Here is a 26,417-nt window from a genome sequence, read left to right on the forward strand (position 1 = left end):
CTTTAAGGGCTAGATCCAGCATTACTCATTACGCAAAGCTTTGATCGGATCGCCCAACAACACCCGTCGTAATGGCACAAAACTACACACCAGTGTGGCACAAGCCACCAATAACAAAACAGCAAAAACCAGCCGCCAGTCTGCCTGATACATCAGCTCAGGCTGAATCCGGCTTATCCCTGTAACAAAATAAAAGCAAGAAAACCCCAACAGCAGCGCGGCAGCCAGCGGTTGCACAAGCTTTAGCAAGTTATCACGAAGCAACTGATGGATACTGGCCCCCATAGCCATCTCTACACCCAACTGATAGCGACGAGCCTGCACCAGATAACTGACAATACCTGCCACTCCAGCCAGTACAGTGAGTAAACTCATTAGCGCCAGTATGGCTGACAATGCTGCGGCCAATCGGTGCGCCAGCGAAAAACGGGCGAATGCAGCCTGTAGCGTGGTCAACTCTAGCAGATCCAAACGTGGGTCTTGCTGCCTTAGCAACTCCAACAGGGCAATATCGGTAAGGGTAGACCCCGAATTGACTTTGAGTAAATAACTGTATTCACGACGACCACTGTTTTCCGCAGGGTAAAACACTTCATCCACCTCGAAAGCAGGAGCGCCTGGAAAGTAGGTATTGGCCACAACCCCTATAATCTGTCGTTGTAAGCTGCTGTCATTTAACGCAATGCTTTGACCCAAGGCTGGCTTGCCATTTAGCCTGGTTATGCGATCGGCCAGACGCTGATTTACGATTACAGGATAATGTTCCAGCCCGACCTGTTCAGCATTAAAGTCCTGTCCCGAAAGTTCTAATCCATAAAGTTGAAAGTATCCCGGCAAAACGCCAATCTGCCGCGCAGCGGAGATAACTTCCCCCAACGCATTACTGACTTTATCCTGATTACGGGCCTTGGGCGCTCTTGGCTCAGAAACAGGTGTCACCTGCTGCACTTGCGGCAATGCGGCCAAATTTTGTATTACAGCCCGGTGCTGATTTTTTTGCTGCTCGCGGCTGTCTAATTCGGCGTAACTCACAGTAACAGACCAAAGATCTGTGGTATTGACTCCGGTTGGACGACTGGCTTCAGACCAGGCAGCGGCAAACACATGCACTGTTGCCAATAAGACCAACAAAGATAACAACAGCTGCACACCAATTAGACAATGCGCTACCCCCTGACTAAGCTGTTTGCCCGCACCTTTACCACTACTTTGCAAACTTGCCATCAACTGTTTTTCCTGCACACTGCTGAGTTCAATCCAGCTAAACAGCAATGCAATCACCAGCAGCACTATGCTGGTAATTAATAACATAACACTATCGATCCGCAACACACTGAGCCTTGGTAATTGCTCTGCTGCAACCTGGGCAATGACCCCAAAGCTCATCGAGGTCAACAACAATGCCAGCGCACCAGCCCCCACCAACAGAGCAGCATTGTGCCGAAACACCTGATAGAACATCTGTTTTTTGTTAGCACCAAATGCATAACAAACCGCCAGTGGCTGCAGGCGTTTGACTGCTCTGGCCAGTTGCATGCTACATAAATTTACCAAAGCGATCAGGGTGAGCAGCGATACGCCGACCAACAGCATCAATACCAGACGACCTGAATCGCCCTGTATTTGCTGACGTAACGGCACTGCCTTGCCAGAATAATCAAACATATGCTGCAAATCTGGATAACGCTCGGCTGATGCTTGCTTCATCAACTCAAATACCTCAGCACTGGCTTGCTGCTGGCTCACCCCCACCTTTAGGCGGCCCAAAGCAGAAAAATTCTCATTGTAGCCATCAATACCACGAATATTAACTGTCTCATCCATATCTAATGGCAGCCAGATGGCTTGATGTACGTCATGAAAACCAGGTAGCTCCAGCTGCTGTTTTAGCACCCCAATTACAGTAAATTGGCGCTGATTCAGTTGAATACTCTGACCAACAATATCGCTGCGCCCCTGATAATGCTTTTGCCAAACAGCTTGGCTTAACACCACCGAAGGTTGTTTATTGCCCACTCGTTCCTGATCATTAAACAGCCGACCTAACAATGGCTCGACCCCCATCACTGCAAAAATATTATGGGAGCCAAAAAGCACCTGCACTTCAGGCCGCAGCGGTAAATCCACTAACTGGTACTCAGTTTGCAGACCAAAATAAACAGCCATCTGGTCCAACAACTGACTTTTTTCTTGTAAATCAAACAGCCCCTGAATGTGAGTTTGTTGATGCACAGCACCCTGATAATTCAGTTCGCCACCGATGTAATAAAGTTCCGCATCGTCTTTATAGGGTAAAGAGGCAAAGAAAGTGATGTTGACCAAACTCAAGACGCTAAATAGCAAGGTCAGAGTGAACACCAAACTCAGCACCACAGTGATGTAGTAGTGCCGGGCCTGGAAAAATGTACGCCAGATCGTTGGCCAATTCATGCAACCTGCTCCAGTTGGCTGGAAGAAACGACCTGGCCATCCAGTAAGTGAATTTGTCGGTGTGCCATAGTGGCATAACGCGGGTCATGGGTAACCAGACAAATGGTGGTGCCCTGAGCATGCAATTCGGCCAACAGAGCCATAACTGCATCGCCATTTTTGGAATCCAGGTTACCGGTGGGCTCATCGACCAACATTATGCCCGAATCAGCGGCAAGCGCCCGGGCTATAGAAACCCGCTGCTGCTGACCACCAGATAATTGATTAGGGAAAAGCTCGGCTTTATCAGCTAAACCAACTTTTTCCAGACACTGCAGTGCCCTTGCCTGACGTTGCTTCAGACTGTCACCACGATATTTGAGCGGTAAGGCCACGTTATCCAGCACAGTGTATTCATCAATCAGGTTAAAAGCCTGAAACACAAACCCAATCCGACGGCTGCGCATCTGTGCTCTCTGCCCGGCATTCATATCAGAGACCAATAAGCCGTCGATGTAATATTCGCCACTATCCGCGGTATCAAGCAGACCTAAAATATTCAATAAGGTAGATTTGCCGCAACCTGACGGACCACAAATAGCGACATATTCGCCTTCATGCACACTAAAACTAACACCATTTAACACTGTTTGTTGTTGCTGGCCAGATTGAAAGCTTTTTTTAAGATGTTTGACTTTAAGCACATCAGTTTTCATCATTTCAGTCCTTACTGGGTCAATTTAAGTTGTGAAACTGTACTATCAAGCTGTACATCGCTGACAATGATTCGATCACCCGGCACCAAACCCGATATCACTTCAATTTGCTGACCTGAGGCCTTACCAAACTGAACAGGAACCTTGGTTGCCACCTGATACGCATCCACCTTAAACAGCTCGATTTGAGCATCCTCAGCAACCCCGACTGGTCGGTCGACAAAATTTACCTGACCACGGCTTTGGCCTCGGATCCGGGCATCGACCATCTGCATAGGCCGGATATCTGCACTTAAATCTTCAGGTAATAAAATATCGACCTGCACTGCTCCATCAGCAACCACAGGATCAATCCGCAATACCTGGCCAGTCACAATCCCATGCCGGGTGTCCACCTCAGCACTGGCTCCAGGTTGCAATAAACGCACCTGCATTTGTGGCACCTTCACCTCCGCGATCAACGGTGATAAGCTGCCGACCAACGCCAGTTCATCACCAATATTCACACTCTGTCCCAAACTGACTGGTAAACGCTGTAACACCCCGGCAAGACCAGCCCGAACCACTAGTTGCTGCTGCTGATAGGCTGCATTGCTAAGCTCAGCTTCGGCTTGCTGGATTTCCTCTTGTTGGATCTGCAGATGTTCCTGATGCACCTCGTGTAACGTATCAAACTTTTGTAGCTCTAGCTGATAACGCTCTTTTAACTGATCAGCCTTGACACTGCTGCGTTTAGCGTCCATTGCCGAAATAATGCCAGCTGTAGCCAACGGGGTTTCAGCTTCGACTTGTAACCTGGCAAGTTCTGTCTCAGATTTAAGCTCGGACAAGCGCGAACGCTGCTCCAACAGTTCCCGCTGCTGCTCCAGTGATAATTTACGACCGTTGGTTTTTTTGTTATGCACATTGGTCATCGCCTGCTGCACAGCTATTTCCAGCGTCGGGTTTTTTAAAGTCAGAATAATGCTGTCCGGCTCAACCACTGCACCTGGACGTAACCTGATTTCATCCACAGTTGCCATACTGCTTGCGGTGATCATGCGCTGATTCTGTGATTGCAAACTGCCATAGCCAGTGACTCTTTGCGTAAAATCACCGCTTTGCACTTTAGCAATACTGACAGATGACAAACTCATGTATTGCATGCCTCCAGCAAAACCAATACTCCAACCGCTGATTAAAAGCAGTATCGATGTCAGACCTATGGCACCATAAACCAGAGTGCTAAAATTTTTCTTCATAATGCATCCTATCTTTATGCTCTTGCTTTACAGGCAATCAACTCGGTTAAATCAATAACCCGATCCGCTGCCGCAATAGTCTCTTTGCGATGAGCTACACTGATCCTCGTCATATTTTTCTGTTTGAGGTATTCATTAACGCGATGTTCACTGACGCTATCAAGGTGGCTTGTAGCTTCATCCAGGAATAAAATTCTGGGTTGGAAATAAAATGCCCGGGCTAACAGGATACGTTGCTTCTGTCCACCGGAGAGTGCACTCCCCAAATCGCCGACCTGAGTATGCAGGCCCATAGGCATGGCCTGAATTTCATCCCAGATAGCGGCACCTTGCAGAGCTTCTTTCACCAATTCAAGATTGGGCGATGGCTCAAAAAAAGTGATGTTTTCCAGCAAAGAACCGTTGAGTAACTGATCATTTTGCATCACCGTTGCGCAGTATTGGCGAAATTGGCGAAACCCTAATGATTTAAGAGGCATGCCATCGAGCAATAAGTCGCCTTGCTGTGGCTGTATTAAGCCAGTCATGATTTTTAACAGCGTGGATTTACCCAAACCTGATCGCCCGATTATCGCAACGGACTCGCCAGCCTCCACCCTGAAATTCAGTTCCTGATAAAGCCAGGGGGTACTGTCACTATAGCGAAAATGCAGATTTCGTACTTCCAGAGCCCCAATCACTTGCTCTGGTTTAAGTGCAACCCTGACTTGATCCTGCTCAGGCTTCTGCATAACGATATCGGACATACGACGCAGATAAGTGCCCGCAATCCGAAAACGGAAGATGTTATCAACTAAAGACTGGGCACTATCGGCAAATTGCTGGCGGTAGGCCAAATATGCCAGAAACATACCCAGGCTAAGCCCTCCTTCAATAATAAAAGAGGCACTAATCATCACAATAATCAAATATTCAATTCGGCCAAGCGCGTTCTGGGTAACATCACTGGCAATGGTTACTTTTTCTCTTTGGATACTGGCGTTTAGGGTATCGGCATAAAGGTTCATCCAACTTGACAGACGGTTATTCTCTTTCGCAAAGCTTTTTATCGGCATAATAGCCCGAATTGTTTCAATAAAATGGCTGTTTTCCTTGGCGTGTTTACTAAGCTGCTGCTCCAGGTGTTCATTTTCTTTGTTGGTCAGGAAAAATCGGATCAAATACAGTGCAACCAGAAAGCCAACCGAAACCAGTGCGAGAGTCTTGTTGTAGTAAAACATGATAGTCAGGGTTGTAATGCTCAACAGTCCATCGACTATAGCCGTAATAAAGCCTCTGCTAATCATGCGCTGAACTTCATTAAATGCTTCGAATCTGGACTTGATATCCCCTACATGGCGACTTTCAAAAAAGCTGAGGGGCAAATGCAAAAGATGGCGCTGAATATTAGCTTTGACCTGAAAACTCAGGTTCTTATCCAAATACATTATGGCGGCCGAACGAATAACCTGAGCCAATACAGACAACATCAACACCAATGCAAAACCGATAAAAACAGACCAGAGCATACTGGCTTGGCCTGAGTTTATCCCTTTATCTATAACAACCCGAATGTAATAGGGAGATATCAGTAACAACCCTTGCAACAACAACGCTATGACCAGAATTTTTCCGAGCGATGCCCACAAGCCATCCACCTTACCTATAAAGTGACGCAGCGGTATGCGGATCCGTTCATCTTTGCGTGCAAAATCACTTGATGGGACCAGTTCAATGACTATACCAGTGAAGGATTCTGAGACCTGATTCCAATCCAGATTTAAGCGTCCTTTAGCCGGGTCATGAATAGTGATCCCTTTGCTGCTCACTCTCGCAAGCGTGACAAAGTGATTAAAGTTCCAGTGCAGAATTGCCGGCTTTTTAACTTTTGCCAGTTGCCCTAGGTCAAGTTTCAGTACTCGTGCAGACAAGCCTAATTCGTCGGCAATATTGACGATTTGTTTTACCGTAACCCCATGTAAACCAGCAGGGTATTTCTGCCGCATAGCGAGCATATTGGTTTTAAATCCATGGTAGCAAGCCACCATGGCAATACAGGTAATCCCACACTCGGCCACTTCACTTTGCAAATAAACTGGCAGTTGCTGGCTTCTGAATTGAATATAATCAGAAATAAGCATAACTAGCCCTCCTTGATCAGTGCAAAGAAGTTATTACGCTTCACATTGAGCTCAAGCCGAACGTCTGCGGAGGGATGAAGCACACCAGGCTCATAAGGCAGCTGAAGTTGTATCCCCACATTAATTCTGCCTTGCTGAAAAGGTCCAATCACAGAGTGAACCTTTCCCCTGGCCCACAGTGACCCGGCCCGCAAATTTACGACTTGCCCAGGTTGTATCTGATCAGGCTTAGTTCCTGTTAAAGAGAAAAAAAACAAATGATCTTCATTAATACGCAACACTTTGGCAATGGTTTGAAAAGCCTGAGCAGTAGAGCCTGAGTTCACCATCGCAAAGTAGGTTCCAGACTCATTACTTTTCAACAAATCAACTTGCTCAAGCTGACTTTTAGCATCAAAAGATCGTACTTGTACTATAACTTGCTCACGATTTATGCGACTGCCATCCATATTCAGATGACGTTCCACAACCACGGGTACAGGAGAAACAATAGGAAAATAGTTTGATTCATGAGCTTCCAGGTTTAATTGCTCGCGACTGACAAAGGGATAAACCAAAGCGAAAAAAATAAGCAGACCAAAAGCAATGAACATAATGACTATCGCTTTATCCAGCATATGTGACTGCTGGATAACAGATTTACCAAACTCTTGAGTTTGGTACTGATGCCGCAAAGCCTCTTTCCGAAATAGTTTGAGATAAGACATCATAAGCCTTCTAATGCATCCAATACCGCCACTCTCGGGCCAATCATTGACGTCATCAGCCATTCGGTGACCCAATCAGACAGTACAACTATCTGAGTGCCCAAAGCATTTATGTTGTGACTAAAATTTCGCAGATTCATCATTCAGTTCAATGTAAACATCTTCAGGATTCAGCAAACCACCAACAATCTTATCCAGTTCATCCAAAGCAGTGACTTCAATAAAGCCTTCTGCTGTGATGGTTGCTGCTAGTGGCTCTTCCAATGCTATATAATTTTTCATGTTGTACCTCATATACAAGTTGTGCCAGCCAGACTATGGATGCTAACCACTGGATATCACCATCACTGTGCTGTGTTTTTTTTATCACCAAAAAATAACCATAAAAAACTACATACTATTCATGTAGTTATGAATGAGTTGTTGTCTGTTTGAACTACCTGTTTTTTGCATACTATTAGTCAGATGAAAATTCACAGTCCGCTCTGTAATACTGAGAATCCGGCTGATTTCCCAAGAGGTTTTTCCATGAGCAGCCCAGTGAATACATTCAATCTCACGAGGAGTCAGACGCACCTCGACGCCAGGTTCTGTTTCATTTAACCGTCGATAAGTGTCGTAAACGTAAGTGCCTACAATTTGCCAAAACCAACCTAGTTTCTCGGCAAACTTTGGCTCTACGTTTTGATTGGTAAACCCCAGAATCAGGCATGCATGATCTGGACGGGAAGTGACAATGGGGATCAGCAGGCTGGCTTGTGGTAAAGTTACTTTGGTCAATTTCTCAGAACCAGACCAGGATGGTTTATAGCAATGCTGACATACCTGTTTAAGTGCTGCTAAGGTAAGCTTTTGTTTGACTCCATCTGGCACTGAACCTATATAGGAGGTGCTGTCTCGATGAACAATAAAGCAGCACCAGTCTATATGAGGCAGTTCTGAGAATTGAATCAAATAACGTTCTAACTGGATCAGTGTTTCTACCTGATCCAGCTCAGCCAAAGTTTGCTCAAAGAAACTCATGGTGCCTCCCTGAACCTTTAATCAATATCGCAGCTACTGGTCAATTTACACAAGGACAATGGTGAAACGGTTTCACTCTCAGACTGACTCTCAGCCATCAATGCTGAAGGAAATATGAGTACAAACGCAATAACAATGACTTTCATGAAATTCCCCTTTAATAGTAGTGAAGTCAGGGAAATTTTGAATGAGAAACAGGGCGGGGGAAATAACGGGAATCTAATTTTACTGTGGTTAATTTATCACTACTTTATAAGGTAAACGGATAAATCAATGCCACTGAGACTTGTCATGCGTGTCCCTCTGCTGCTGTAAAGCACAAGACTCCCATTTTGATTAATCGCAAAACGAGGCCGCATTTTTTCGTAAGGGAAACTGGTTTGGCGAAACTCGCCACTGACAAAATCCAACTGATTTAACCATGTTGATACAAAATCAAAATCGCTCCAAATCAAGGTCTGATTTTTGACGTACCAGCGACTAATAAATTCGGTGTTAATGCTATATCCGAGAGCACGAACCTGCCGCAACTCACTGTCTAACTGATGTAAAGCACCGTTTTCAGTCACCGCAATAAAGCCATTGCCGTATTCTCTGGCAGACCTGTACCCTAACGCGAGCTTTTGGCTGCGCTGACTGGCACGATCAAATTGATGCAATTCCCAATCTCCCGCGATCAGTTGGCCAAAATAAACTCTTTGAGCATCCGATGAAAACGCTGCCTGGCTGTCCAGAAGACTTTTCGATGAAGAAACGATCTCCACAGAGCTTTTGGATACATTCACCACTAGCAGTTGTTCTCCCACATGCAATAGCAAGACCCCCTGTTCTGGATGATGATCCAGTAATTCGAGTTTTTTATGAGTGCTAAAAAGGATTTCTTTATTACCGCTGCTTTGATCATACTTCACCAGCATACGTTTATTCTGATCACTGACAACTGCATAATATATATGGTCATGTTCAGCATAACTCATCATGAGCGTTCCACTGACTGCGTTAACAATCCGTCCTTCGGACAATTCAGGGGTGACAATCAGTTCACGAAAAACAGGATCAACAGCATCTGAATTACTCAATAAATACAGTCTGTTATCTGAATTAGCAATTGAGAAATCCGTAATCTGATTTTCGCCCTGTTCCAACAAAATCTGCTCACTACCCGACGATAAGCTAACAACACTAAGATGCTGTTCATCCAGTTTCATCAGCGAATTACCGTTCAACCATTCCAATCGGCCAACACGGGCCGGTATGGCTTTCGAATACACTGTACGCAGCGATGTTACCTCTTGTATTTCCAGCCAATATTCCTGACCACCACGCAAAATAGCACTTGCCAGCCACTGACCATCCGGGGAATGTACTGAATGATAAATATGATCCAGAGCGCTGCTGCGAGCTTGCACCCGTTCTAAAGCATTGGACTGGCTTTGCCAGCGGTATAGCATGGCTGTTCCTTGTTCTTCGTCCATTGCATTGATATACCACTCTCCTTGTTGCTGACCTTGGCTTACCCGGAAAATCATGAAAAAGTTTACAAGAGGCTGTTCGCTTACAACTCGCTTATTCTCATCGAGCCGTAAACGATAGACCGAAGAGTTACCCACCACTTCATCCACAACAAAAAGTGAGTTGTCAGTATTAAACTCCAGCATTGATGGTTGCTGTGCACTGGTAGACAAAAGGTGAATATCTTTGGTTTTGCGGTTTTTCAGATAAATTTGCCAAGGTTCACTCTGGTTTAAACGACCAATAAAGGCCAGATATTGCCCATCCGGAGAAATTGTCAGCCCCTTTTTCTCGCCGGATATGGTCGTAATCACCTGACTGGGTAGATGCCAAGACTCAGAAATATCAGATGCAGGTTTTCCCCCTGGAGAAAAAAATAATAAGAGAAGAGTCAAAACACCCAAAACAACAAAGCAAGCTATAGTGAGAATTTTGACGGGTTGAAAAACAACAGGTTCAAGCTGTTCCGGCTTTGCGGTATAACCACCAGACACTTCAGCGATACCCTCTATCATTGTAGCTGCGATCAGCTTCGGATGATCTGGGGTGACAAAATCCGTATATTCACTGATATAGCAAACCAACTTATAGCCACGTTTAGACAGTGATTTAATGTATTTGGGGTCAGCGACATTAGTATCGTCGAACAGGTTTCTGAGTTTTTTTATTGTTCCCCTGACAGCTGTATCACTGACTACACGGCCAGACCAGACATGTTCATGCAATTCTTGCAGGCTGATGTAACGATCCCGATGTAAATACAAGTAAGCAAGCAGCTCCAATACCTGAGGTTCGGCTTCTAACTCTTTTTCGCCAGAAAACAAAAAGTTGCTACTGGTATCGAAAATAAATTCACCAAGAATAACCTTAGACATACACCCAAAATAGCCACAAAAAACCTAATGGCATTATTGTCTGTAAAAACTTACAGGGCAAGGTAATTATCCGTAGTAGGTAAACTTGTAAAAATTTAGTTTATGTGCGGAGTTTTACATCCTTTAAGGCTGTTTGCCATATAGCTTAGAAAACGGCAGTTAAACAGAGCAAGGCAGAGGCGTTGCTGTTGTCTTGCAGAGTACGGGTTAGTTCACTTGTGCACACTGCCGCAGCCAAGTCGACTGAGCCTCAAGCATTTGTTGGATGCTCTCTCTGTAACTGTAGGCATGTCGTTCTTTATTCAGTAATAACAATTGGGCAGGTACCTGATGGGCTTGTAATGCCTGAAACATCATTTCAGATTGTAATGGAGCTGTACCAGGGTTTTCATCAGCCAAACCGTGGATCAGCAATACAGGGGTTTTTATCTTGTCCGCATGGAAAAATGGGGATAGTTGCTGATACAAATCAGGTACCTGCCACAAGGTTCGTTTTTCGCCCTGAAAACCCAAAGGGGTCAGTGATCGATTGTAAGCACCACTTCGTGCTATTGCACAGCGAAAATCAGTACGTTCTGTCAGTAAGCTTAAAACACTAAAAGCACCATAAGAGTGTCCCATCAGTACCAGCCGGGTAGTATCAATACGGCCCGTTTGTTCCAGAGTATTAATCAAAGACGACATATTAAGTTGCTGCTGCTGCATAAAAGTATCATTTGGTTCTTGTCCGTCTTGGCGAACTATAGGGATCTGACTAGCATCCACAACGGCATAGCCATCTAATAGTGCAATCTCAGGTCCTTGCGGATCAAACAGCTGAAATCCAAGGTGTTGTGATGGTTTTACTTGTTGCTGATGACTATGATACTCGCGAGGGTACAGCCAAATCACAGCGGGTAATAACTCATCATTCTGCTTTTTCGGCAGATACAGCTGGCTGTACAGCTGCACACCATCGCCACGTTTAAATTCCAGTAACACAGGCTGTGGTAATGAAAGCAGATCATCGGAATGCCAATCATATAAAGGTTTTTCGTCGTTGTTGTTATGGTGTATTTGCAAAAAGGGGGCTCTCTGAGACGTCTCGCTGGCAAGCATCAGCCATTCTTTCTCACCCACTATCCTGAGATAAACAGGTGTTCTTTGTTGATCAGCACTATCGTTTTTAAAAGCAACGCTCTGTTCAGACGCTTTTCTGCCTTGCCTGACCAAGTAAACCCCATCCCCCCAGCGGTGCTGCCCCTCTGCTTGAAAATACACCTCCTGTCGTTGATTACTGATGAGTTCAATTCTCCCATCTGGCAGCAACTGGGTAAGCAGCTCTCCGGGAAATTCAGCCCCTTTGGTATAATCGTACTGAGTTAACAGACTTTCTTTCTGCTCTGCTGTGCTCAGTTGCACACTCCAGTACCTGAGCTGCTTTTGACCTGCATGAAAATCGCTATACACAAGCCGGCCTTCCTTTGTCAGATAGAATTGATGTAAACGCCAGCTTGTTTTAAAAAGTTCTGTTGCTCGTTTTGTAAATGGTGCATCAAAAGACATCAAGGCATCACGATATCTGGCGTCAACTCTATGGCCCTGCGGTTCAACGCTCTCCACCCAAATCACTGTAGCAGGCAGATCCGGTCGCCACTGCACAAGACGAGCGCCTTCGGCGGCAGCATCTGGATCCCTTGCCCGCTGTCGATCCGTCTGCAGCTTTGGTAAGACTGCTTTTACCTCTCCGGTTAAAATATCGACAACCTGATACTCCCGAGCCAACCTATTGATGCGGATCCCAGGCTGTACTTCGTCCGCAAGATGCTGGACCAGCAGATACCGCCCATCCGGGGAAACACTGATGGCCTCTAATAAAAGCTCTGACGTCAAAGGCCGTACTTCACCATTTTTATGCAGCAGAACAGCTTGTTGACGCAGCAAAGCTTTAAAATTCCGCCGGGCTAACTCCGTATCAAGTGTATTTCTATAGATCCGAGTCTGAACTGACAGATTATCTGAACTTTGTAGCGTAGCAGCAGGAGGTTTTGCAGCATTGATAGAAAGCATGCGACTGTGCCGCAGAATGATGCTCTGGCTATCAGGCATCCATACGATGGAAGGAGAATCTAATTGTCCTGACACCCCAATATCCGACCAGGGTTCAAGCTTTTGCTGAGATATATGAAAGCGCCAGATATCCAGCACTTTGTCACTTACGCCAATTAAAGCAAAGCTTTCAGAGTCGGGAGCCCAACGCACATCACGGACTGTGCGCTCTGGCAGTGACAGGTCTTTACTATGACCAGTACTGATATGAATTAGTTTTACTGTGTCGATTCGAGTATTGCTGACTTCCAAAGGTCGAGCCAGATAAAACTCACGCCCTAAGAACTCTATTCGCTCCGAATTACTGTCCTCGTGAAGGGATGGGTATTTGTTACCATTTGCCAGAACAAGCCACTGCCGATCCGGCGATAACCGCATAAAATCCGGTCCTACACTTTTCATCAGGCGCTGGTAATCAAATGACAATTGACCTGATGCCTGGTCAGCCTCTTCTTGTGCTGTTAGAGGCAATATACTGAGGGCAAAACATAAAAACAAAATGTAGCGGATAGTCATCTGCACATCAGGCCATCTAAGTGACATTTATGCCTCCAACAACGCAGGTCTTTATCTCCACGTCTAAAGTAGTTCAATTGATACCAGTTCTGGTTATGAGTCAGCTTGGACCCTGGTTTATTTATGCGTTACTGATTCAAAGGACTCAGACATTCATCATTGAACAAGGCAGGGCTACTCGCACTCTGCCTCGTTCACCTGAACCAGGAGGCACAATGAATCTGTTTGACAGCAAACCATATACGCAAATGTTTTAGGACCTGCAGGTGCTTTGTCTAGTCACAGCCAAGCTATAGCCAGACAAAGCAACATAGAGAGGTACAAAAAGATGCGAATTCAGTGGCGCAGCCTATTCCGAATTCAGATTTTCCAGCAAAAGGCCTTACTCAATCTTCTGGTTCTCCTTATAGCTACCACAGGCGAAACCGATACATTCTGAATCGTCTGCTTGCTCTGGATTCGTGCCACCTGATATCTCATCCAGCAACTCCGGCGAAACCTCATCTGGAGTAGCAGAAGCTTTCTTTTTAGTCAGATCTTTAAACTCAGTCATATTTAACCTCATAAATGAATTAATACATGGTTTTCTATTAAACCAGTTGGACCATTTTCCGCAGAAACTCTGCGACTTGTCGTTACAACAAGATGTTTAACAATGACTCAGAAAACTATCTGCGTTTTTAACTGAGTCAGATTTTGTTATAGGATTGTTTGTGTCATGCAAAAACATTAAGAAACAACCAGCATATCTTCTCTGGTTTTTATATATGCCTCTGCCACACTGGCTCTAAATCTTTTTCCGTATCCATCACAATAGTTAGAATGCAGTGTGCCGGTTTTCTCTGAAGCATACACAGCACATCCGCCCCCACAATGCAGAGCATAACGACATTGTGAACAAACAGGATTTGACACGACACTTCTTGAGCGCCAATTGTTCTCCTGATCATTGAAAAACATTAATCCGGCATATTTATCTACAGTACCAATTCGAATGTTTTTATCTCCAGTTTTTTCCCAGCAGGCATAAATGTCTGCAAGTGCATCAAAAAGATACATTCTGTCATGTGCAGCACAGTAATTAGTCTTAATACCTGAGGCAGCTTTCTCTGGGTTTTTAAATATACCTATGGCCTGATTTCTCATTTTGTCACCATCAACAGAAAACAATTTGGTCTGCGGATGCTGAACACGCATAGTCTCCATTTCTTTATTTAGCTTTAATGTAGTCATACATTGATTCTTATCAGTGCTGTCATTAAGAGCATGTATAGGCGCAAGGTAAGCTCCAAAATTGGCTTTTTCATGCCATTTTTTAGAGTGAATGAAAGAAGATAGCTCAGGTAAATCATTAATGTTTCCGTAGTCAACATTGACACGAACATTAATAAAAACCCCTTTTGACAAGGCCAAGTCAATATTACTGGCAATTTTTCTGAAACTTCCCGAACCATCCGGATAGATCCGTCTTTTATCATGTTCTTCAGGTTTACCATCTAAAGTAATCTGAATTTCGCTGATACCATCCTTACCTAACAGATCATGGTAAAACTCAAGTTCAGTGCCGTTGCTTGTTGCTGAGAAGCTAGCCGAGCTCAGCGTTTTCGCTTTATCCATAATGTAACTGATGATGTCTCGGTTCGCTTTTAAAAGAGGCTCCCCACCAAAAAACGAGATATGCCTGTGTTGCCTTTCTTCAGACAACTCAAACCCGTGCTTTTCTTCGATGAGTGGCATATTGGCAAAGATACGGTCTACCGTTTCTTTATCCATCAACTTCAGAAATTTTTTAAAACTCGGCTCTTTTCTCATGTGATCCTGAAAGCAATATGGGCAGCGTAAATTGCAATCATAGGTGGGCATAAAAAGGTAACGAGGCATATTCATAGATGATTTACGCCGTTTCACTTCCACATAACGTTTAAAAAAGGCCAACTCTTCATCACTTGTTCTTTTTGTTAAAAAGCCATAGTGCACAAGCTGTTGAAATGTTTCGTCTGTCGGCTTCTCTGGCTCACCCTGGAAATCAAAATCATCTTGCCACTCTCCGTATAGCGGTCGAGGTGGGCGCTTAAGTTCAAGCTTCCTTAGGTATGCAGCCACCTTTTTTGATACCAATATTCTATGCCCCAGATAACCATGAACAAGGACCATAGCCTCATCGTTATCCGGTAAGTCGACATAAATCGTGTATTGGCTTGTTCGATGAGCACTCAATGATGGACCATATGAAGGCTGCTCCCTTAAAACCGCACCATCCACCGGCTGATCGTTTTGGTCAGATAATCTAAAAATCTGAATAACATTTTCCATGCTGCACCTACTTGAACAATTTTTAATACAAGACAGATAAAATTTGTTGCTTACTAAACAAGTCACTTTGTCTTGAACGTCGCTATATTATTCCCTTTTAATTACCCCATATAGCAACATGCAAAATTCCATATGGCCAATACAATGTTCCTTTAGCCACAAGATTTATAGGTTTCCGGTTGATCGTCAACCTGCAAGATATGACAGGTTGATCTTCAGTGCCTCCAGGTTCCATTGATTTCGCCCATTTTCTATCCTATCGCGTCGACAATTAGAAAAAGTGATGGTGAAAAGCTGATCGCTACGGATTTAAGTTATAGCGTTAGAAAACTGCGTTACCTGCTACTTTCTACAGGTTTCGACTTTGGAATAGTTGGTTAGACTGATATTTATGTCTACGTACCAGAAACAATCCGGAGTCGCCATGAAAATTCTTATTTGTACTTTTGATAGTTTTGGGTTTCTTTACCCTATGATAGGACTGGCGAATAGCTTCAAACGACTAGGATATGACGTTCATTTTATTGGTAGCAGAAATATTAAAAATATTGTTCTTGAACAAGGAATGCAATGGATAGAACATGATAAAGAAAATAAAGATGCATTTTTAATTAAACGCTTTGGTGATCTTGAGGATATTTCAAACCAGATCAAGTATGTTGAATATGCAGTTTCAAATTCTAGCTATAACTTAGTGATAACATCTCCTTTATCTTTCGGCACCATTTTAGCGGCTGAAAGATATAATCTTCGAGTTGTTACTCTTGGTTTTTTTTCATATCTATGGATCAACGATGTAAATATATTTGGTCTCCCTAAAAAGGTTCATGACCACTGTAAGTGGCGTACCACCGATATGTTTAATACTTATATGAAATCAAGAGCGAGTCTTGGTTTCCAAAAAGTGAACCAAGATTTAGCTTGTATTCCTTTTACGGGTGATTTGATGCTTCAAAGAAGCGTTCCCGGCCTAATGCATAAAATAGGGGGTATACCTGAAAAAACCCTTCCCTTTGGGTCTTGTATATGGGAACCGGAAACAGTGACTGACACAGAAGAAATGTTAGAAAATTGGCTTAACCTTACTAAGAATAGAGATCGAAAAGTATTGTATGTAAATCAAGGACGAACATTCTATATGAAGGGGTTCTGGGGTTTGATCAAGTCTATATTTGGCACTTCTGACTATTTAGTGATAGCTGATGTAAACAGAATGGATGGCTTTGTCGGAGAAGTACCAGACAACTTTTTTCTTGCTAATCATATACCACTCAGAGCTGTAGTTACTCATGCAAGCTTATTTATATCAGCTGGGCATACAACTTCAGTACTTGCCGCTCTTGAAAATGCCATCCCCATGCTTTTGTTTCCTAGCGGAGGAGAAACAGTAGACAACTCGTTTTATTGTGAAAAAATTGGAGTGGCAACTGTTTTTAATGAAGACTCTTATAATGAGCAACAAATCTTTGAAACGGTTGAGCGCATTATAAAGGAGCAAAAATTCAGGGGCGCCTGTATACAAATGAGTGATGAATTTGGCCTTTACAAAGGGGATTCTTACCGCTCTGGATTAATAAAATCAACAGCAATGCGCTTGTCTGGTGATCTATACATTCCTTCACCACTGACACTATGAATATCAACACTCCCCAGGAGTGCACTGTGATGCGATAATTTCAATAGTTAGCGATGTACTGATGGCTTTGCTCACTAGTTAGTTTCTGACTAGTCCTGAAATAAGCTGCCCCTTATTTCAGTAAAACACCCGATGAACTTCATCGGGCGTTTTGTATTTTAGAGCAAGATGAAGGCGACGACTATTGTAGACATTTACAGATTCGTCGACCATTTTCGTTGCTTGTTCAATAATTGCAGGCTTGGCCAGCAGATACTCGTTTTTAAGGATGCCATTCATCCGCTCTGCTAAGGCATTTTGATAGCAATCATAACCATCCGTCATTGAACACGTTACGTCATAACGTGCGTGCAGGGCCTGATAAGCTGACGGACAGTACTGGATGCCGCGGTCTGAATGATGCACCAGCGGCTGTTGTTTCAAACGTCGGTGCTTGAGTGCTTGTCGATACGCCTGCATCACACTGTCTGTCCGGTGGTTGTCATGGACGTGATAGCCCATAATTTTCCTCGACCACGCATCGGTAATTAAACTCAGATAGGCTTCGCCACACGCTGTTGGTAAGTAGGTGATATCCGCAACCCACAACTGCTCTGGTCCCGTTGGTGTGATTTTTTTCCGGCCCCGTTTTAAGCAAATTGGGATGGCAGCGAAAGCGATGATGGCTTTGGGTCGTCTTGTGATAGGCGCGTTGTGTTGACACGAGCAAACGATGGTCTTTGAGTAAGTCCAATAGTTTGTCGCGACCAATTTGAATGTGATGGTGTTGCTGCAGTAAATACTGCAATTTGCGTGCGCCAATCCGAGGCTGTAACATCCGCTCAGCCCGAACGAATTCAAGCACTTGATATTCAGCCGCGGCAACACGTTCATCGCGTTTTAATACTTCTACTACAGCTTCAAAGAACTCAGCTCGTTGCTTGGTGTCTGCAAGTTGTTGTTCTAACTTTTTAATTCGCTGCTCTGGAGTTAAAGGTGAAGGATCTGACATGGGATGCCCAGCGAATGAAATGGCGATGACGCTAAACTCCAATCTAATTTACCCCACTTACGAAGCCAAACCAACACAGTGCTACGGCCTTGAATACCATAGCTGTCTTGCGCCTGTTTGTAAGTCAGTTCGCCTTTTTCGACTTGCTCAACAACCGCCAATTTGAAGGCAAGGGAATAATCTTTCTGTGAACGCTTAACTATTGAATTCATGACACTCTCCACATTTAAGCATAAAAAGTGTCAACGTTATTTAGGACGGGTCAATTCGCATAAAAAAAGCCACCCTAAGGTGGCTTTTTTGCATGCAGTAATCCGCTTATTTTTTGCGAAGTTTCTGAATTAAACGTAACTGGGCAATAGCTTCAGCCAATTGAGCTGCCGCTTCTGCGTAGTTGAAGTCTGCGCCTGCATGTTGCATCGCTTCTTCTGCACGTTTCTGAGAGGCTAATGCAGCCTGCTCATCCAGATCTTCAGCCCGTACCGCAATGTCGGCAAGCACTGTGATGCTGTGAGGCTGAACTTCCAGCACACCACCAGCAACATAAATCAGATGCTCTTCGCCAAATTGTTTGATGATACGAACCATACCAGGCTTGATTCCAGTAAGAAGCGGAATGTGACCAGGTAAAATACCCAGCTCACCTTCACTGCCTGTTACCTGAATGGATTCCACCAGACCAGAAAAAATCCGTTCTTCGGCGCTTACCACATCCAGTTGTACTGTCATTGCCATTTCGCTCTCCTAAAGCTGCAGTTGATTACAGCTTCTTCGCTTTTTCGATGGCTTCGTCGATAGAACCAACCATGTAGAAGGCTTGTTCTGGCATGTGATCGAACTCACCGTCCAGAATGCCTTTGAAACCACGGATAGTTTCTTTCAACGGAACGTATTTACCTGGTGAACCAGTGAATACTTCAGCAACGAAGAATGGCTGAGACAGGAAACGCTGGATTTTACGTGCACGGTAAACCACAGTTCTGTCTTCATCAGACAACTCGTCCATACCTAAGATGGCGATGATGTCTTTTAATTCTTTGTAACGTTGCAGCACTGACTGCACGCCACGGGCTGTATCGTAGTGTTCTTTACCTATCACTAACGGATCCAGCTGACGTGAAGTAGAGTCCAGTGGATCGATTGCCGGGTAGATACCCAGTGAAGCGATGTTACGAGACAATACAACTGTCGCATCTAAGTGAGAGAACGTAGTAGCTGGTGACGGGTCAGTTAAGTCGTCCGCTGGTACGTAAACCGCTTGTACAGATGTGATAGAACCAGTTTTAGTTGAAGTGATACGCTCTTGCAGTACACCCATCTCTTCGGCCAGCGTTGGCTGGTAACCTACTGCAGATGGCATACGGCCTAACAGAGCTGATACTTCAGTACCGGCCAGAGTGTAACGGTAGATGTTGTCCACGAAGAACAGAACGTCACGGCCTTCGTCACGGAACTTCTCGGCCATAGTCAGACCTGTTAAAGCTACACGTAAACGGTTGCCTGGCGGCTCGTTCATCTGGCCATACACCAGTGATACTTTGTCCAGTACGTTTGAATCGTTCATTTCGTGATAGAAGTCGTTACCTTCACGAGTACGCTCACCAACACCGGCGAATACAGAGTAACCACTGTGCTCGATTGCGATGTTACGGATCAGTTCCATCATGTTTACAGTTTTACCAACACCGGCACCACCGAACAGACCAACTTTACCGCCTTTAGCAAACGGACATACCAGGTCGATAACCTTGATGCCTGTTTCTAACAGAGCGTTTGAAGCGGCTTGATCTTCGTAGCTTGGCGCTGCACGGTGGATAGGCATACGCTCATCTTCACCGATTGGGCCTGCTTCGTCGATTGGCTCGCCTAACACGTTCATGATACGACCTAAAGTCGCTTTACCTACTGGTACGTGGATGGCTTTGCCAGTGTTAGCCACTTCAGCGCCACGACGTAAACCGTCAGTTGAACCTAACGCGATAGTACGAACAGTACCGCCGCCCAATTGCTGTTGTACTTCAAGTACTAAACCAGCCAGGTCGCCGCTTGTTACGTTTAACGCGTCATAGATACCAGGTACCGATTCTTGTGGAAAGTCGATATCCACAACGGCGCCAATGATTTGGACTACCTTACCTTGACTCATGTTTAATCCTCTAATTTCTGTAACCTTAGCCTTAAACAGCAGCGGCCCCACCGACGATTTCGCTCAGTTCCTGGGTAATAGCTGCTTGACGTGCTTTGTTGTAAACCAACTTCAGGTCATCCATTAAGCTACCAGCGTTGTCTGTTGCGGCTTTCATCGCAACCATACGGGCAGCTTGTTCGCTGGCGCCGTTTTCAACTACACCCTGGTACACCTGAGACTCTACGTAACGGTCCAGTAATTTATCTAAAATCACCTTTGGATCCGGTTCGTAAATGTAATCCCAGCTATGGCTTTTCGCTGCTACGTCTGCTTTTGGCAAAGGTAAGAGTTGTTCGATCACTGGCTCTTGTTTCATGGTATTTACAAACTTGTTGTACACCAGGAACAAGCGGTCGATACGGCCTTCCTCGTATGCGTTCAGCATTACGCGGACCGAACCAATCACATCAGCCAAACGTGGGGTGTCACCAGCTCCAGCTTGTTGTGCCAGCACTTTACCGCCAAAACGTTTAAAAAACGCTGTAGCTTTGTTGCCGATCACCGCAATCTGAGCCTGGGCTCCCTGCTCTTTCCAGCTTTTCATGTCCAGAGCAATACGTTTGAACTCATTGGTATTTAAGCCGCCGCAAAGGCCACGGTCTGTCGATATCACGATGTAGCCAACATTTTTTACCGGACGTTCCGTTAAATACGGATGACGGTATTCGATGCTGCCGTTTGCGATATTGCCGATCACTTTGCGCATACCTTCAGCGTATGGACGGCTATGTGCAACCCGCTCTTGCGCTCTGCGCATTTTGCTGACTGCTACCTTTTCCATTGCGCTGGTGATCTTACGAGTATTATTAATACTCCCGATCTTACTTTTTATCTCTTTTGCGCCGGCCATGACTAATCTCCGAAAGTTTCAACGACCGGGTGCGGTTGCCCACACCCGATATGTTTACCAAGTCTGAGTTGCTTTAAACTTCTCAATAGCGCCTTTTAATGTCGCTTCGATTTGGTCGTTGTAGTTACCGGTTTTGTTCAGATCAGCCATAAAGTCTGCGTGCTCTGAGTGCATGTAAGCAATTAAAGCGGCTTCAAAATCAAGGATTTTGGCAACTTCGATGTCTTTCATGTAGCCTTTTTCGATAGCGAAAATAGACACACCCATGTCAGCAACGCCCATTGGCGCGTATTGTAACTGTTTCATCAGTTCAGTAACTTTCTGGCCGTGGTCTAACTGCGCACGAGTCGCGTCATCCAGGTCAGATGCGAACTGAGCGAATGCCGCCAGTTCTGAGTACTGAGCTAAGGCTAAACGGATACCGCCACCCAGCTTTTTGATGATTTTTGTTTGAGCAGCACCACCAACACGGGATACCGAGATACCAGCGTTTACAGCTGGACGGATACCGGCGTTGAATAAACCAGATTCTAAGAAGATCTGACCGTCAGTGATCGAAATTACGTTGGTTGGAACGAACGCAGAAACGTCGCCAGCCTGAGTTTCGATAATTGGCAGTGCAGTTAAAGAACCAGTTTTGCCTTTCACTTCACCGTTGGTTAAACGCTCAACATAATGCTCGTTTACACGAGATGCGCGCTCTAACAGACGGCTGTGGAGATAGAATACGTCACCTGGGTAAGCTTCACGGCCTGGTGGACGACGTAACAACAGAGAGATTTGACGGTAAGCAACGGCTTGTTTAGACAAGTCATCGTATACGATCAGTGCATCTTCACCGCGGTCACGGAAGTATTCACCCATAGTACAACCAGAGTATGGCGCCAGGAACTGCAGTGCAGCGGCTTCAGAAGCTGAAGCTACCACAACGATAGTGTGGGCCAGAGCGTTATGCTCTTCCAGTTTACGTACTACGTTAGCGATAGTAGAAGCTTTTTGGCCTATAGCTACATAGATACATTTCACGCCAGAAGATTTCTGGTTGATGATGGCATCGATGGCTAAAGCCGTTTTACCTGTCTGACGGTCACCGATTAACAATTCACGCTGACCACGACCGATTGGGATCATGGAGTCAACTGACTTGTAACCAGTTTGCAGAGGTTGGTCTACTGAACGACGATCGATAACGCCCGGAGCGATTTTTTCTACTGGTGCAAAACCAGCAGCATCGATTGGGCCTTTACCGTCGATTGGTTCACCTAAAGTGTTTACCACACGGCCTAATAAGCCTGGGCCAACTGGTACTTCAAGGATACGGCCAGTAGATTTAACTTTTGTACCTTCACGCAGGTCCGCATATGGACCCATAACTACAGCACCTACTGAGTCGCGCTCAAGGTTTAATGCGATAGCGTAACGGTTGCCTGGAAGCTCAATCATCTCACCCTGCATACAATCAGCAAGGCCATTGATACGAATAATACCGTCTGTAACAGCGACTATAGTACCTTCGTTGCGAGCTTCACTGACAACCTCAAACTGCTCAATACGTTTTTTGATCAGTTCAGAAATTTCAGTGGAATTCAGTTGCATGCTCTAATCCCCAATTATGACTGCAGTGCAGTAGCTAAACGATGTAATTTGCCACGAACCGAGCCATCAATAACCATATCACCGGATTTGATAACCATACCGCCAACGACGGCCGGATCTACACTGCAGTTCAATTTTACTTTACGTGCTAAACGTTGCGATAAAGCTTCAACCAGTTTGGCTTGCTGAGCTGCGTCTAATTCGGTCGCGGAAACCACTTCTACAGTGGCTTCTTTTTCATATTCAGCTTTTAACTGAATAAAGGCGTCGAAGACTTCAGGCAAAGCTACCAAACGGTGGTTTTCAGCCATGATCCGGATCAGGTTTTGGCCCGAACTATTCAGCTGTTCTGCGCATACTTTGATAAAAAAGTCAGCTTGCTTTTCTGAAGAACCTAAAGCGTGTAACCGTGAAGCTACTTCAGTGGTTTTTGCAACTTCAGCTGCGAAAAACAACATAGTAGCCCACGAATCCAATGCTTTTTGTTCTACAGCAACGTCAAAGGCTGCTTTAGCATAAGGACGAGCAACGATAGTCAGTTTAGACATGGCTCACCCTCATTAAAGTTCTGCGACCAGTTTTTCCAGGATGTCGCTGTGTGCAGCTGCATCAATAGAACGCTGAAGAATTCGTTCAGCACCAGCTACAGCTAACACTGCAACCTGCTTGCGCAATTCTTCTCTGGCTTTAATACGTTCAGCGTCAATTTCGGCTTTAGCCTGAGCAAGGATTTTCTCGCGCTCAGACTGAGCTTTCACAGAAGCTTCATCAATAATTTGTTGTTCACGCTTTTTAGCTTGATCAATTAACGCAGAAGCCTGTGTTTTGGCTTCAGCTAATTGCTGCTTAACCTTGTCCTGAACCAGACGTAAGTCTTGTTCAGCGCGGTCAGAGGCTGCTAAACCGTCAGCAATTTTTTGCTGACGAGTTTCTATAGCACCAATCAATGGTGGCCATACAAACTTCATGCAGAACAGCACGAACACTGCGAAGGCTATTAATTCCCCGAGTAGAGTGGCATTAAGATCCATGACCCCTCCTCCTATTAAAGTTGTTGTTCATTAAAAAACGTGTGTTTTGAATTACAGAACGAACAACAACACCATCGCAATACCAACACCGATCATCGCTACCGCATCGATCAGACCTGCAAGGATAAACATTTTAACTTGCAGTGAAGGAGCTAACTCTGGCTGACGGGCACAAGCTTCTAAGAACTTACCACCCATGTTACCGAAACCAATTGCAGTGCCGATAGCACCGAAACCGATCAACAGAGCAACAGCGATATATTTTAAACCTAATACTAGTTCCATTTTTTTCTCCAAAGTTTCAATTGTTAAAGTTAAAGCGAAATCTTCTAGTGATTGTCAGCACTGGCCATGCTCAGATAAACAATGGTCAGCATCATAAATACGAAAGCTTGTAACACGATAACCAGGATGTGGAATACAGCCCAGATAAAGTGCAGTGGTAACTGCATCAGACCAACAGCACCGATCAGAATAAAGATCAGCTCGCCGGCATACAGGTTACCGAACAGACGCAGTGCCAGCGAGAATGGCTTGGCCACTAAAGCAATCAGTTCTAATAACAGGTTGAACGGTACCAATAAGGCTTGCACGAACACATTTGAAGCGTGGAAAGGGTGCAGAGTTAATTCTTTAATAAAACCTGTCACACCTTTAATTCTGATGGAGTAACCAATCATCAGTAAAAATACGCCAATAGCCAGAGCTGCAGTCAGATTGATATCTGTGGTTGGTACAATTTTCATGTACACATCATGTGAGTTGACGCCAAAACCAGCTTCACCGACATAACCGGCAAATGCAGGAAGGAAATCAACAGGGATTAAGTCCATCAGGTTCATCAAGAACACCCAAACGAAAATCGTCAGGGCCAAAGGAGCAATAAGTTTGCTTTTGCCGTGGTAAGTGTCTTTCACGTTGTTGGCTACAAATTCAACAACCATTTCGATAAAACACTGGAATTTACCTGGTACGCCCACAGTGGCTTTACTGGCTGCTCTTTTGAATACAAACAAAAAAAGCAAACCTAAACCAATAGACCATGCCAAGGTATCAATGTGCCATGTCCAGAAGCCAGCCTCACTACATGCTTTATTAAACGCGACACTGCCATCGACAGTACACATTTTTGCATTAGTAAGGTGGTGCTGAATATGACCGGTGAGAGTAATCTCTTCGCCTGCTGCCATTTTTAGTCCCAATAGTTAATGTTTAAAAAAGAAACCCGTACAAAACTGCAGCATCACTACGATAGAGTAGGTCAACAAAAAAGGTGCGGCTTCAATAGCCGAACCGCTTAAAACAGCTGCAAATAATAAAATACTGATCATCGTTTTCAGGGATACGGCCTTTTGCATCATCTGCCGGGCCAATTCTTGATTTTGTGATGCATCCACTTTAAACGATAAAAAAACAAATACTACATTAGCAATAACAGCAATAAGTCCGCCTTTTAAGGCTGATTTTGCTTCGAGCTCGCCAAAATAAAAGAAACAGGCGGCGATCAAAAAAGTCAGAGCCAGCTGAAAAATAACAAATTTATAGGCTTGCTTCTTGTTCTGTTCGTGTGAAGCCACTGTAATTTGTTCAGTCTGAACCATCTGTAAACCACGGTTAAAATGCCGTCGCAAGTATACTTATCTGCCTTTTTTTTGCAAGAAAAAGCGGGCTTACTCTATTTTTTGTCTGAGATAGTGAAAAATTACAGCTTAGGATTCAGAATCCTGAGTCTGCAATTTGCTCAATATGCCTTCCAGCTCATCTAAACTGCTGTATGAAATCACCAGATTGCCTTTGCCCTTTTTGTTGTAATTAATCTCAACAGGGGCAGCAAAACGTTCACTTAAACGTTGCTCCAGCGAACTGACATCCGGATCTTTTACTTTAGGAGCCACTTCAGGAGCTGGTTCAAGTAGTCGACGCACCAGATTCTCAGTGTCCCGCACAGTCATTTGTTTTGCAGCCACTATACGGGCAGCATCCGATTGTGCAAGACCATCTAAAGCTAATAAAGCACGGGCATGGCCCATTTCAATATCACCATGCTCGAGCAATAACTTCACATCGTCATTTAGCTGGTTCAAACGTAATAAGTTGGTGACACTGGCGCGGGATTTACCCACAGCATCAGCCACCTGCTGATGTGTCAGTTCAAATTCGGACAACAAACGCTGCAAAGCAATGGCTTCTTCCATTGCATTCAGATCTTCACGCTGAATGTTTTCAATCAAGGCAATAGCAACGGCTGCTTCGTCAGGTACATCTTTGATAAGACAAGGAATAACATCCAGTTGTGCAAGTTGGCTTGCACGCCAGCGCCGCTCACCAGCGATGATCTCAAAAGACTCTTCGCCCACCTGGCGAACCACTATCGGCTGAATAATGCCTTGAGAACGAATGGAACTGGCTAAATCTTCCAGCGCATCCTGCGACATATCTTTACGCGGCTGGTATTTGCCTGGCTTGAGCCATTCAATCGGCAGTTTTTGCAATTCACTGCGTTGGGCTGAAGAAAAGTTGGCGTCATTCTGTTGATCAGACACAGGTTTAGTAGTGAGTAAAGCGTCTAAGCCCCGGCCTAAGCCACGTTTTTTTACCGACATCT

Annotated in this window: 22 protein-coding genes and 1 pseudogene; 1 reads left to right on the forward strand and 22 read right to left on the reverse strand. The window is 44.8% G+C overall.

Features of this window, described 5'->3' with window-relative positions:
- Positions 1-21 precede the first annotated feature (21 nt).
- The 11 genes from RHEIN_RS01145 to RHEIN_RS01190 form a co-directional block, all read right to left on the reverse strand.
- Positions 22-2,430 (reverse strand): ABC transporter permease, encoded by a 2,409-nt coding sequence (locus RHEIN_RS01145; protein WP_008897130.1) that lies wholly within the window; start codon positions 2,428-2,430, stop codon positions 22-24.
- The gene (locus tag RHEIN_RS01150) at positions 2,427-3,128 is read right to left on the reverse strand and encodes an ABC transporter ATP-binding protein (protein ID WP_008897131.1); all 702 of its coding nucleotides are present in this window, start codon (positions 3,126-3,128) and stop codon (positions 2,427-2,429) included. The genes RHEIN_RS01145 and RHEIN_RS01150 overlap by 4 nt, the downstream gene beginning before the upstream one ends.
- 8 nt (positions 3,129-3,136) lie before the next feature.
- Positions 3,137-4,366, reverse strand: coding sequence for an efflux RND transporter periplasmic adaptor subunit (locus tag RHEIN_RS01155; protein WP_008897132.1), 1,230 nt, complete (start codon positions 4,364-4,366; stop codon positions 3,137-3,139).
- A gap of 14 nt (positions 4,367-4,380) precedes the next feature.
- Positions 4,381-6,486, reverse strand: a complete 2,106-nt coding sequence (locus RHEIN_RS01160) for a peptidase domain-containing ABC transporter (protein ID WP_008897133.1) — start codon at positions 6,484-6,486, stop codon at positions 4,381-4,383.
- Positions 6,487-6,488: 2 nt separating this feature from the next.
- Positions 6,489-7,256, reverse strand: a complete 768-nt coding sequence (locus RHEIN_RS01165) for a hypothetical protein (RefSeq protein WP_202797755.1) — start codon at positions 7,254-7,256, stop codon at positions 6,489-6,491.
- 57 nt (positions 7,257-7,313) lie between these two features.
- Complete coding sequence (locus RHEIN_RS21005) at positions 7,314-7,475, reverse strand: hypothetical protein (protein ID WP_008897135.1); 162 nt, start codon at positions 7,473-7,475, stop codon at positions 7,314-7,316.
- Positions 7,476-7,583: 108 nt separating this feature from the next.
- Complete coding sequence (locus RHEIN_RS21330) at positions 7,584-8,216, reverse strand: helix-turn-helix domain-containing protein (protein WP_008897136.1); 633 nt, start codon at positions 8,214-8,216, stop codon at positions 7,584-7,586.
- Positions 8,217-8,461: 245 nt separating this feature from the next.
- Positions 8,462-10,603, reverse strand: a complete 2,142-nt coding sequence (locus tag RHEIN_RS01175; RefSeq protein ID WP_008897137.1) for a winged helix-turn-helix domain-containing protein — start codon at positions 10,601-10,603, stop codon at positions 8,462-8,464.
- A 207-nt stretch (positions 10,604-10,810) separates the two neighbouring features.
- Positions 10,811-13,234, reverse strand: a complete 2,424-nt coding sequence (locus RHEIN_RS01180) for an alpha/beta hydrolase family protein (protein WP_008897138.1) — start codon at positions 13,232-13,234, stop codon at positions 10,811-10,813.
- A 355-nt stretch (positions 13,235-13,589) separates the two neighbouring features.
- Positions 13,590-13,760 carry a hypothetical protein gene (locus RHEIN_RS21010; RefSeq protein WP_008897139.1) on the reverse strand — a complete coding sequence of 57 codons (171 nt, stop codon included), beginning with the start codon at positions 13,758-13,760 and terminating at the stop codon, positions 13,590-13,592.
- Between the two features lie 176 nt (positions 13,761-13,936).
- Positions 13,937-15,520, reverse strand: a complete 1,584-nt coding sequence (locus RHEIN_RS01190) for a radical SAM/SPASM domain-containing protein (protein WP_008897140.1) — start codon at positions 15,518-15,520, stop codon at positions 13,937-13,939.
- Between the two features lie 424 nt (positions 15,521-15,944).
- Here RHEIN_RS01190 and RHEIN_RS01195 point away from each other — a divergent pair, with 424 nt between their 5' ends.
- On the forward strand, positions 15,945-17,156 hold the full coding sequence (locus RHEIN_RS01195; RefSeq protein WP_008897141.1) for a glycosyltransferase: 1,212 nt from the start codon (positions 15,945-15,947) through the stop codon (positions 17,154-17,156).
- A 117-nt stretch (positions 17,157-17,273) separates the two neighbouring features.
- Here the strand turns inward: RHEIN_RS01195 and RHEIN_RS20595 are convergent.
- The 11 genes and pseudogenes from RHEIN_RS20595 to RHEIN_RS01255 form a co-directional block, all read right to left on the reverse strand.
- Positions 17,274-18,359 (reverse strand): annotated as a pseudogene (locus RHEIN_RS20595) (IS3 family transposase).
- Between the two features lie 106 nt (positions 18,360-18,465).
- Positions 18,466-18,882 carry a F0F1 ATP synthase subunit epsilon gene (locus RHEIN_RS01210; RefSeq protein WP_008897145.1) on the reverse strand — a complete coding sequence of 139 codons (417 nt, stop codon included), beginning with the start codon at positions 18,880-18,882 and terminating at the stop codon, positions 18,466-18,468.
- Between the two features lie 25 nt (positions 18,883-18,907).
- Entirely contained in the window at positions 18,908-20,293 is a 1,386-nt protein-coding gene (gene atpD, locus RHEIN_RS01215; RefSeq protein WP_008897146.1) for a F0F1 ATP synthase subunit beta, read from the reverse strand.
- A gap of 31 nt (positions 20,294-20,324) precedes the next feature.
- On the reverse strand, positions 20,325-21,185 hold the full coding sequence (gene atpG, locus RHEIN_RS01220) for a F0F1 ATP synthase subunit gamma (RefSeq protein ID WP_008897147.1): 861 nt from the start codon (positions 21,183-21,185) through the stop codon (positions 20,325-20,327).
- A 54-nt stretch (positions 21,186-21,239) separates the two neighbouring features.
- Positions 21,240-22,781 (reverse strand): F0F1 ATP synthase subunit alpha, encoded by a 1,542-nt coding sequence (gene atpA, locus RHEIN_RS01225; protein WP_008897148.1) that lies wholly within the window; start codon positions 22,779-22,781, stop codon positions 21,240-21,242.
- A 14-nt stretch (positions 22,782-22,795) separates the two neighbouring features.
- Complete coding sequence (atpH, locus tag RHEIN_RS01230; RefSeq protein ID WP_008897149.1) at positions 22,796-23,329, reverse strand: F0F1 ATP synthase subunit delta; 534 nt, start codon at positions 23,327-23,329, stop codon at positions 22,796-22,798.
- Between the two features lie 12 nt (positions 23,330-23,341).
- Positions 23,342-23,812, reverse strand: coding sequence for a F0F1 ATP synthase subunit B (gene atpF, locus RHEIN_RS01235; protein WP_008897150.1), 471 nt, complete (start codon positions 23,810-23,812; stop codon positions 23,342-23,344).
- 51 nt (positions 23,813-23,863) lie between these two features.
- Positions 23,864-24,097 carry a F0F1 ATP synthase subunit C gene (gene atpE / locus RHEIN_RS01240; protein ID WP_004335261.1) on the reverse strand — a complete coding sequence of 78 codons (234 nt, stop codon included), beginning with the start codon at positions 24,095-24,097 and terminating at the stop codon, positions 23,864-23,866.
- A 44-nt stretch (positions 24,098-24,141) separates the two neighbouring features.
- A complete protein-coding gene (gene atpB / locus RHEIN_RS01245; RefSeq protein ID WP_008897151.1) occupies positions 24,142-25,002 on the reverse strand; it encodes a F0F1 ATP synthase subunit A in 861 nt (286 codons plus the stop codon).
- A gap of 15 nt (positions 25,003-25,017) precedes the next feature.
- Entirely contained in the window at positions 25,018-25,413 is a 396-nt protein-coding gene (locus RHEIN_RS20225) for an ATP synthase subunit I (RefSeq protein ID WP_139056377.1), read from the reverse strand.
- Between the two features lie 108 nt (positions 25,414-25,521).
- Entirely contained in the window at positions 25,522-26,415 is an 894-nt protein-coding gene (locus RHEIN_RS01255) for a ParB/RepB/Spo0J family partition protein (RefSeq protein WP_008897153.1), read from the reverse strand.
- Positions 26,416-26,417: the final 2 nt, after the last annotated feature.

The sequence above is a fragment of the Rheinheimera sp. A13L genome, assembly GCF_000217935.1.
Taxonomy (GTDB): domain Bacteria; phylum Pseudomonadota; class Gammaproteobacteria; order Enterobacterales; family Alteromonadaceae; genus Pararheinheimera.

Bases quoted from the DNA above. Each gene is read 5' to 3' on its own strand.
- RHEIN_RS01150 (WP_008897131.1), bottom strand. From the start codon at position 3,128: ATGATGAAAACTGATGTGCTTAAAGTCAAACATCTTAAAAAAAGCTTT.
- RHEIN_RS01190 (WP_008897140.1), bottom strand. From the start codon at position 15,520: ATGGAAAATGTTATTCAGATTTTTAGATTATCTGACCAAAACGATCAG.
- RHEIN_RS01155 (WP_008897132.1), bottom strand. From the start codon at position 4,366: ATGAAGAAAAATTTTAGCACTCTGGTTTATGGTGCCATAGGTCTGACA.
- RHEIN_RS01175 (WP_008897137.1), bottom strand. From the start codon at position 10,603: ATGTCTAAGGTTATTCTTGGTGAATTTATTTTCGATACCAGTAGCAAC.
- RHEIN_RS21005 (WP_008897135.1), bottom strand. From the start codon at position 7,475: ATGAAAAATTATATAGCATTGGAAGAGCCACTAGCAGCAACCATCACA.
- RHEIN_RS01160 (WP_008897133.1), bottom strand. From the start codon at position 6,486: ATGCTTATTTCTGATTATATTCAATTCAGAAGCCAGCAACTGCCAGTT.
- atpH (WP_008897149.1), bottom strand. From the start codon at position 23,329: ATGTCTAAACTGACTATCGTTGCTCGTCCTTATGCTAAAGCAGCCTTT.
- atpF (WP_008897150.1), bottom strand. From the start codon at position 23,812: ATGGATCTTAATGCCACTCTACTCGGGGAATTAATAGCCTTCGCAGTG.
- RHEIN_RS21330 (WP_008897136.1), bottom strand. From the start codon at position 8,216: ATGAGTTTCTTTGAGCAAACTTTGGCTGAGCTGGATCAGGTAGAAACA.
- atpG (WP_008897147.1), bottom strand. From the start codon at position 21,185: ATGGCCGGCGCAAAAGAGATAAAAAGTAAGATCGGGAGTATTAATAAT.
- RHEIN_RS01195 (WP_008897141.1), top strand. From the start codon at position 15,945: ATGAAAATTCTTATTTGTACTTTTGATAGTTTTGGGTTTCTTTACCCT.
- RHEIN_RS01180 (WP_008897138.1), bottom strand. From the start codon at position 13,234: ATGTCACTTAGATGGCCTGATGTGCAGATGACTATCCGCTACATTTTG.
- RHEIN_RS01145 (WP_008897130.1), bottom strand. From the start codon at position 2,430: ATGAATTGGCCAACGATCTGGCGTACATTTTTCCAGGCCCGGCACTAC.
- RHEIN_RS01165 (WP_202797755.1), bottom strand. From the start codon at position 7,256: ATGGCTGATGACGTCAATGATTGGCCCGAGAGTGGCGGTATTGGATGC.
- RHEIN_RS01255 (WP_008897153.1), bottom strand. From the start codon at position 26,415: ATGTCGGTAAAAAAACGTGGCTTAGGCCGGGGCTTAGACGCTTTACTC.
- RHEIN_RS01210 (WP_008897145.1), bottom strand. From the start codon at position 18,882: ATGGCAATGACAGTACAACTGGATGTGGTAAGCGCCGAAGAACGGATT.
- atpE (WP_004335261.1), bottom strand. From the start codon at position 24,097: ATGGAACTAGTATTAGGTTTAAAATATATCGCTGTTGCTCTGTTGATC.
- RHEIN_RS21010 (WP_008897139.1), bottom strand. From the start codon at position 13,760: ATGACTGAGTTTAAAGATCTGACTAAAAAGAAAGCTTCTGCTACTCCA.
- atpD (WP_008897146.1), bottom strand. From the start codon at position 20,293: ATGAGTCAAGGTAAGGTAGTCCAAATCATTGGCGCCGTTGTGGATATC.
- atpB (WP_008897151.1), bottom strand. From the start codon at position 25,002: ATGGCAGCAGGCGAAGAGATTACTCTCACCGGTCATATTCAGCACCAC.
- atpA (WP_008897148.1), bottom strand. From the start codon at position 22,781: ATGCAACTGAATTCCACTGAAATTTCTGAACTGATCAAAAAACGTATT.
- RHEIN_RS20225 (WP_139056377.1), bottom strand. From the start codon at position 25,413: ATGGTTCAGACTGAACAAATTACAGTGGCTTCACACGAACAGAACAAG.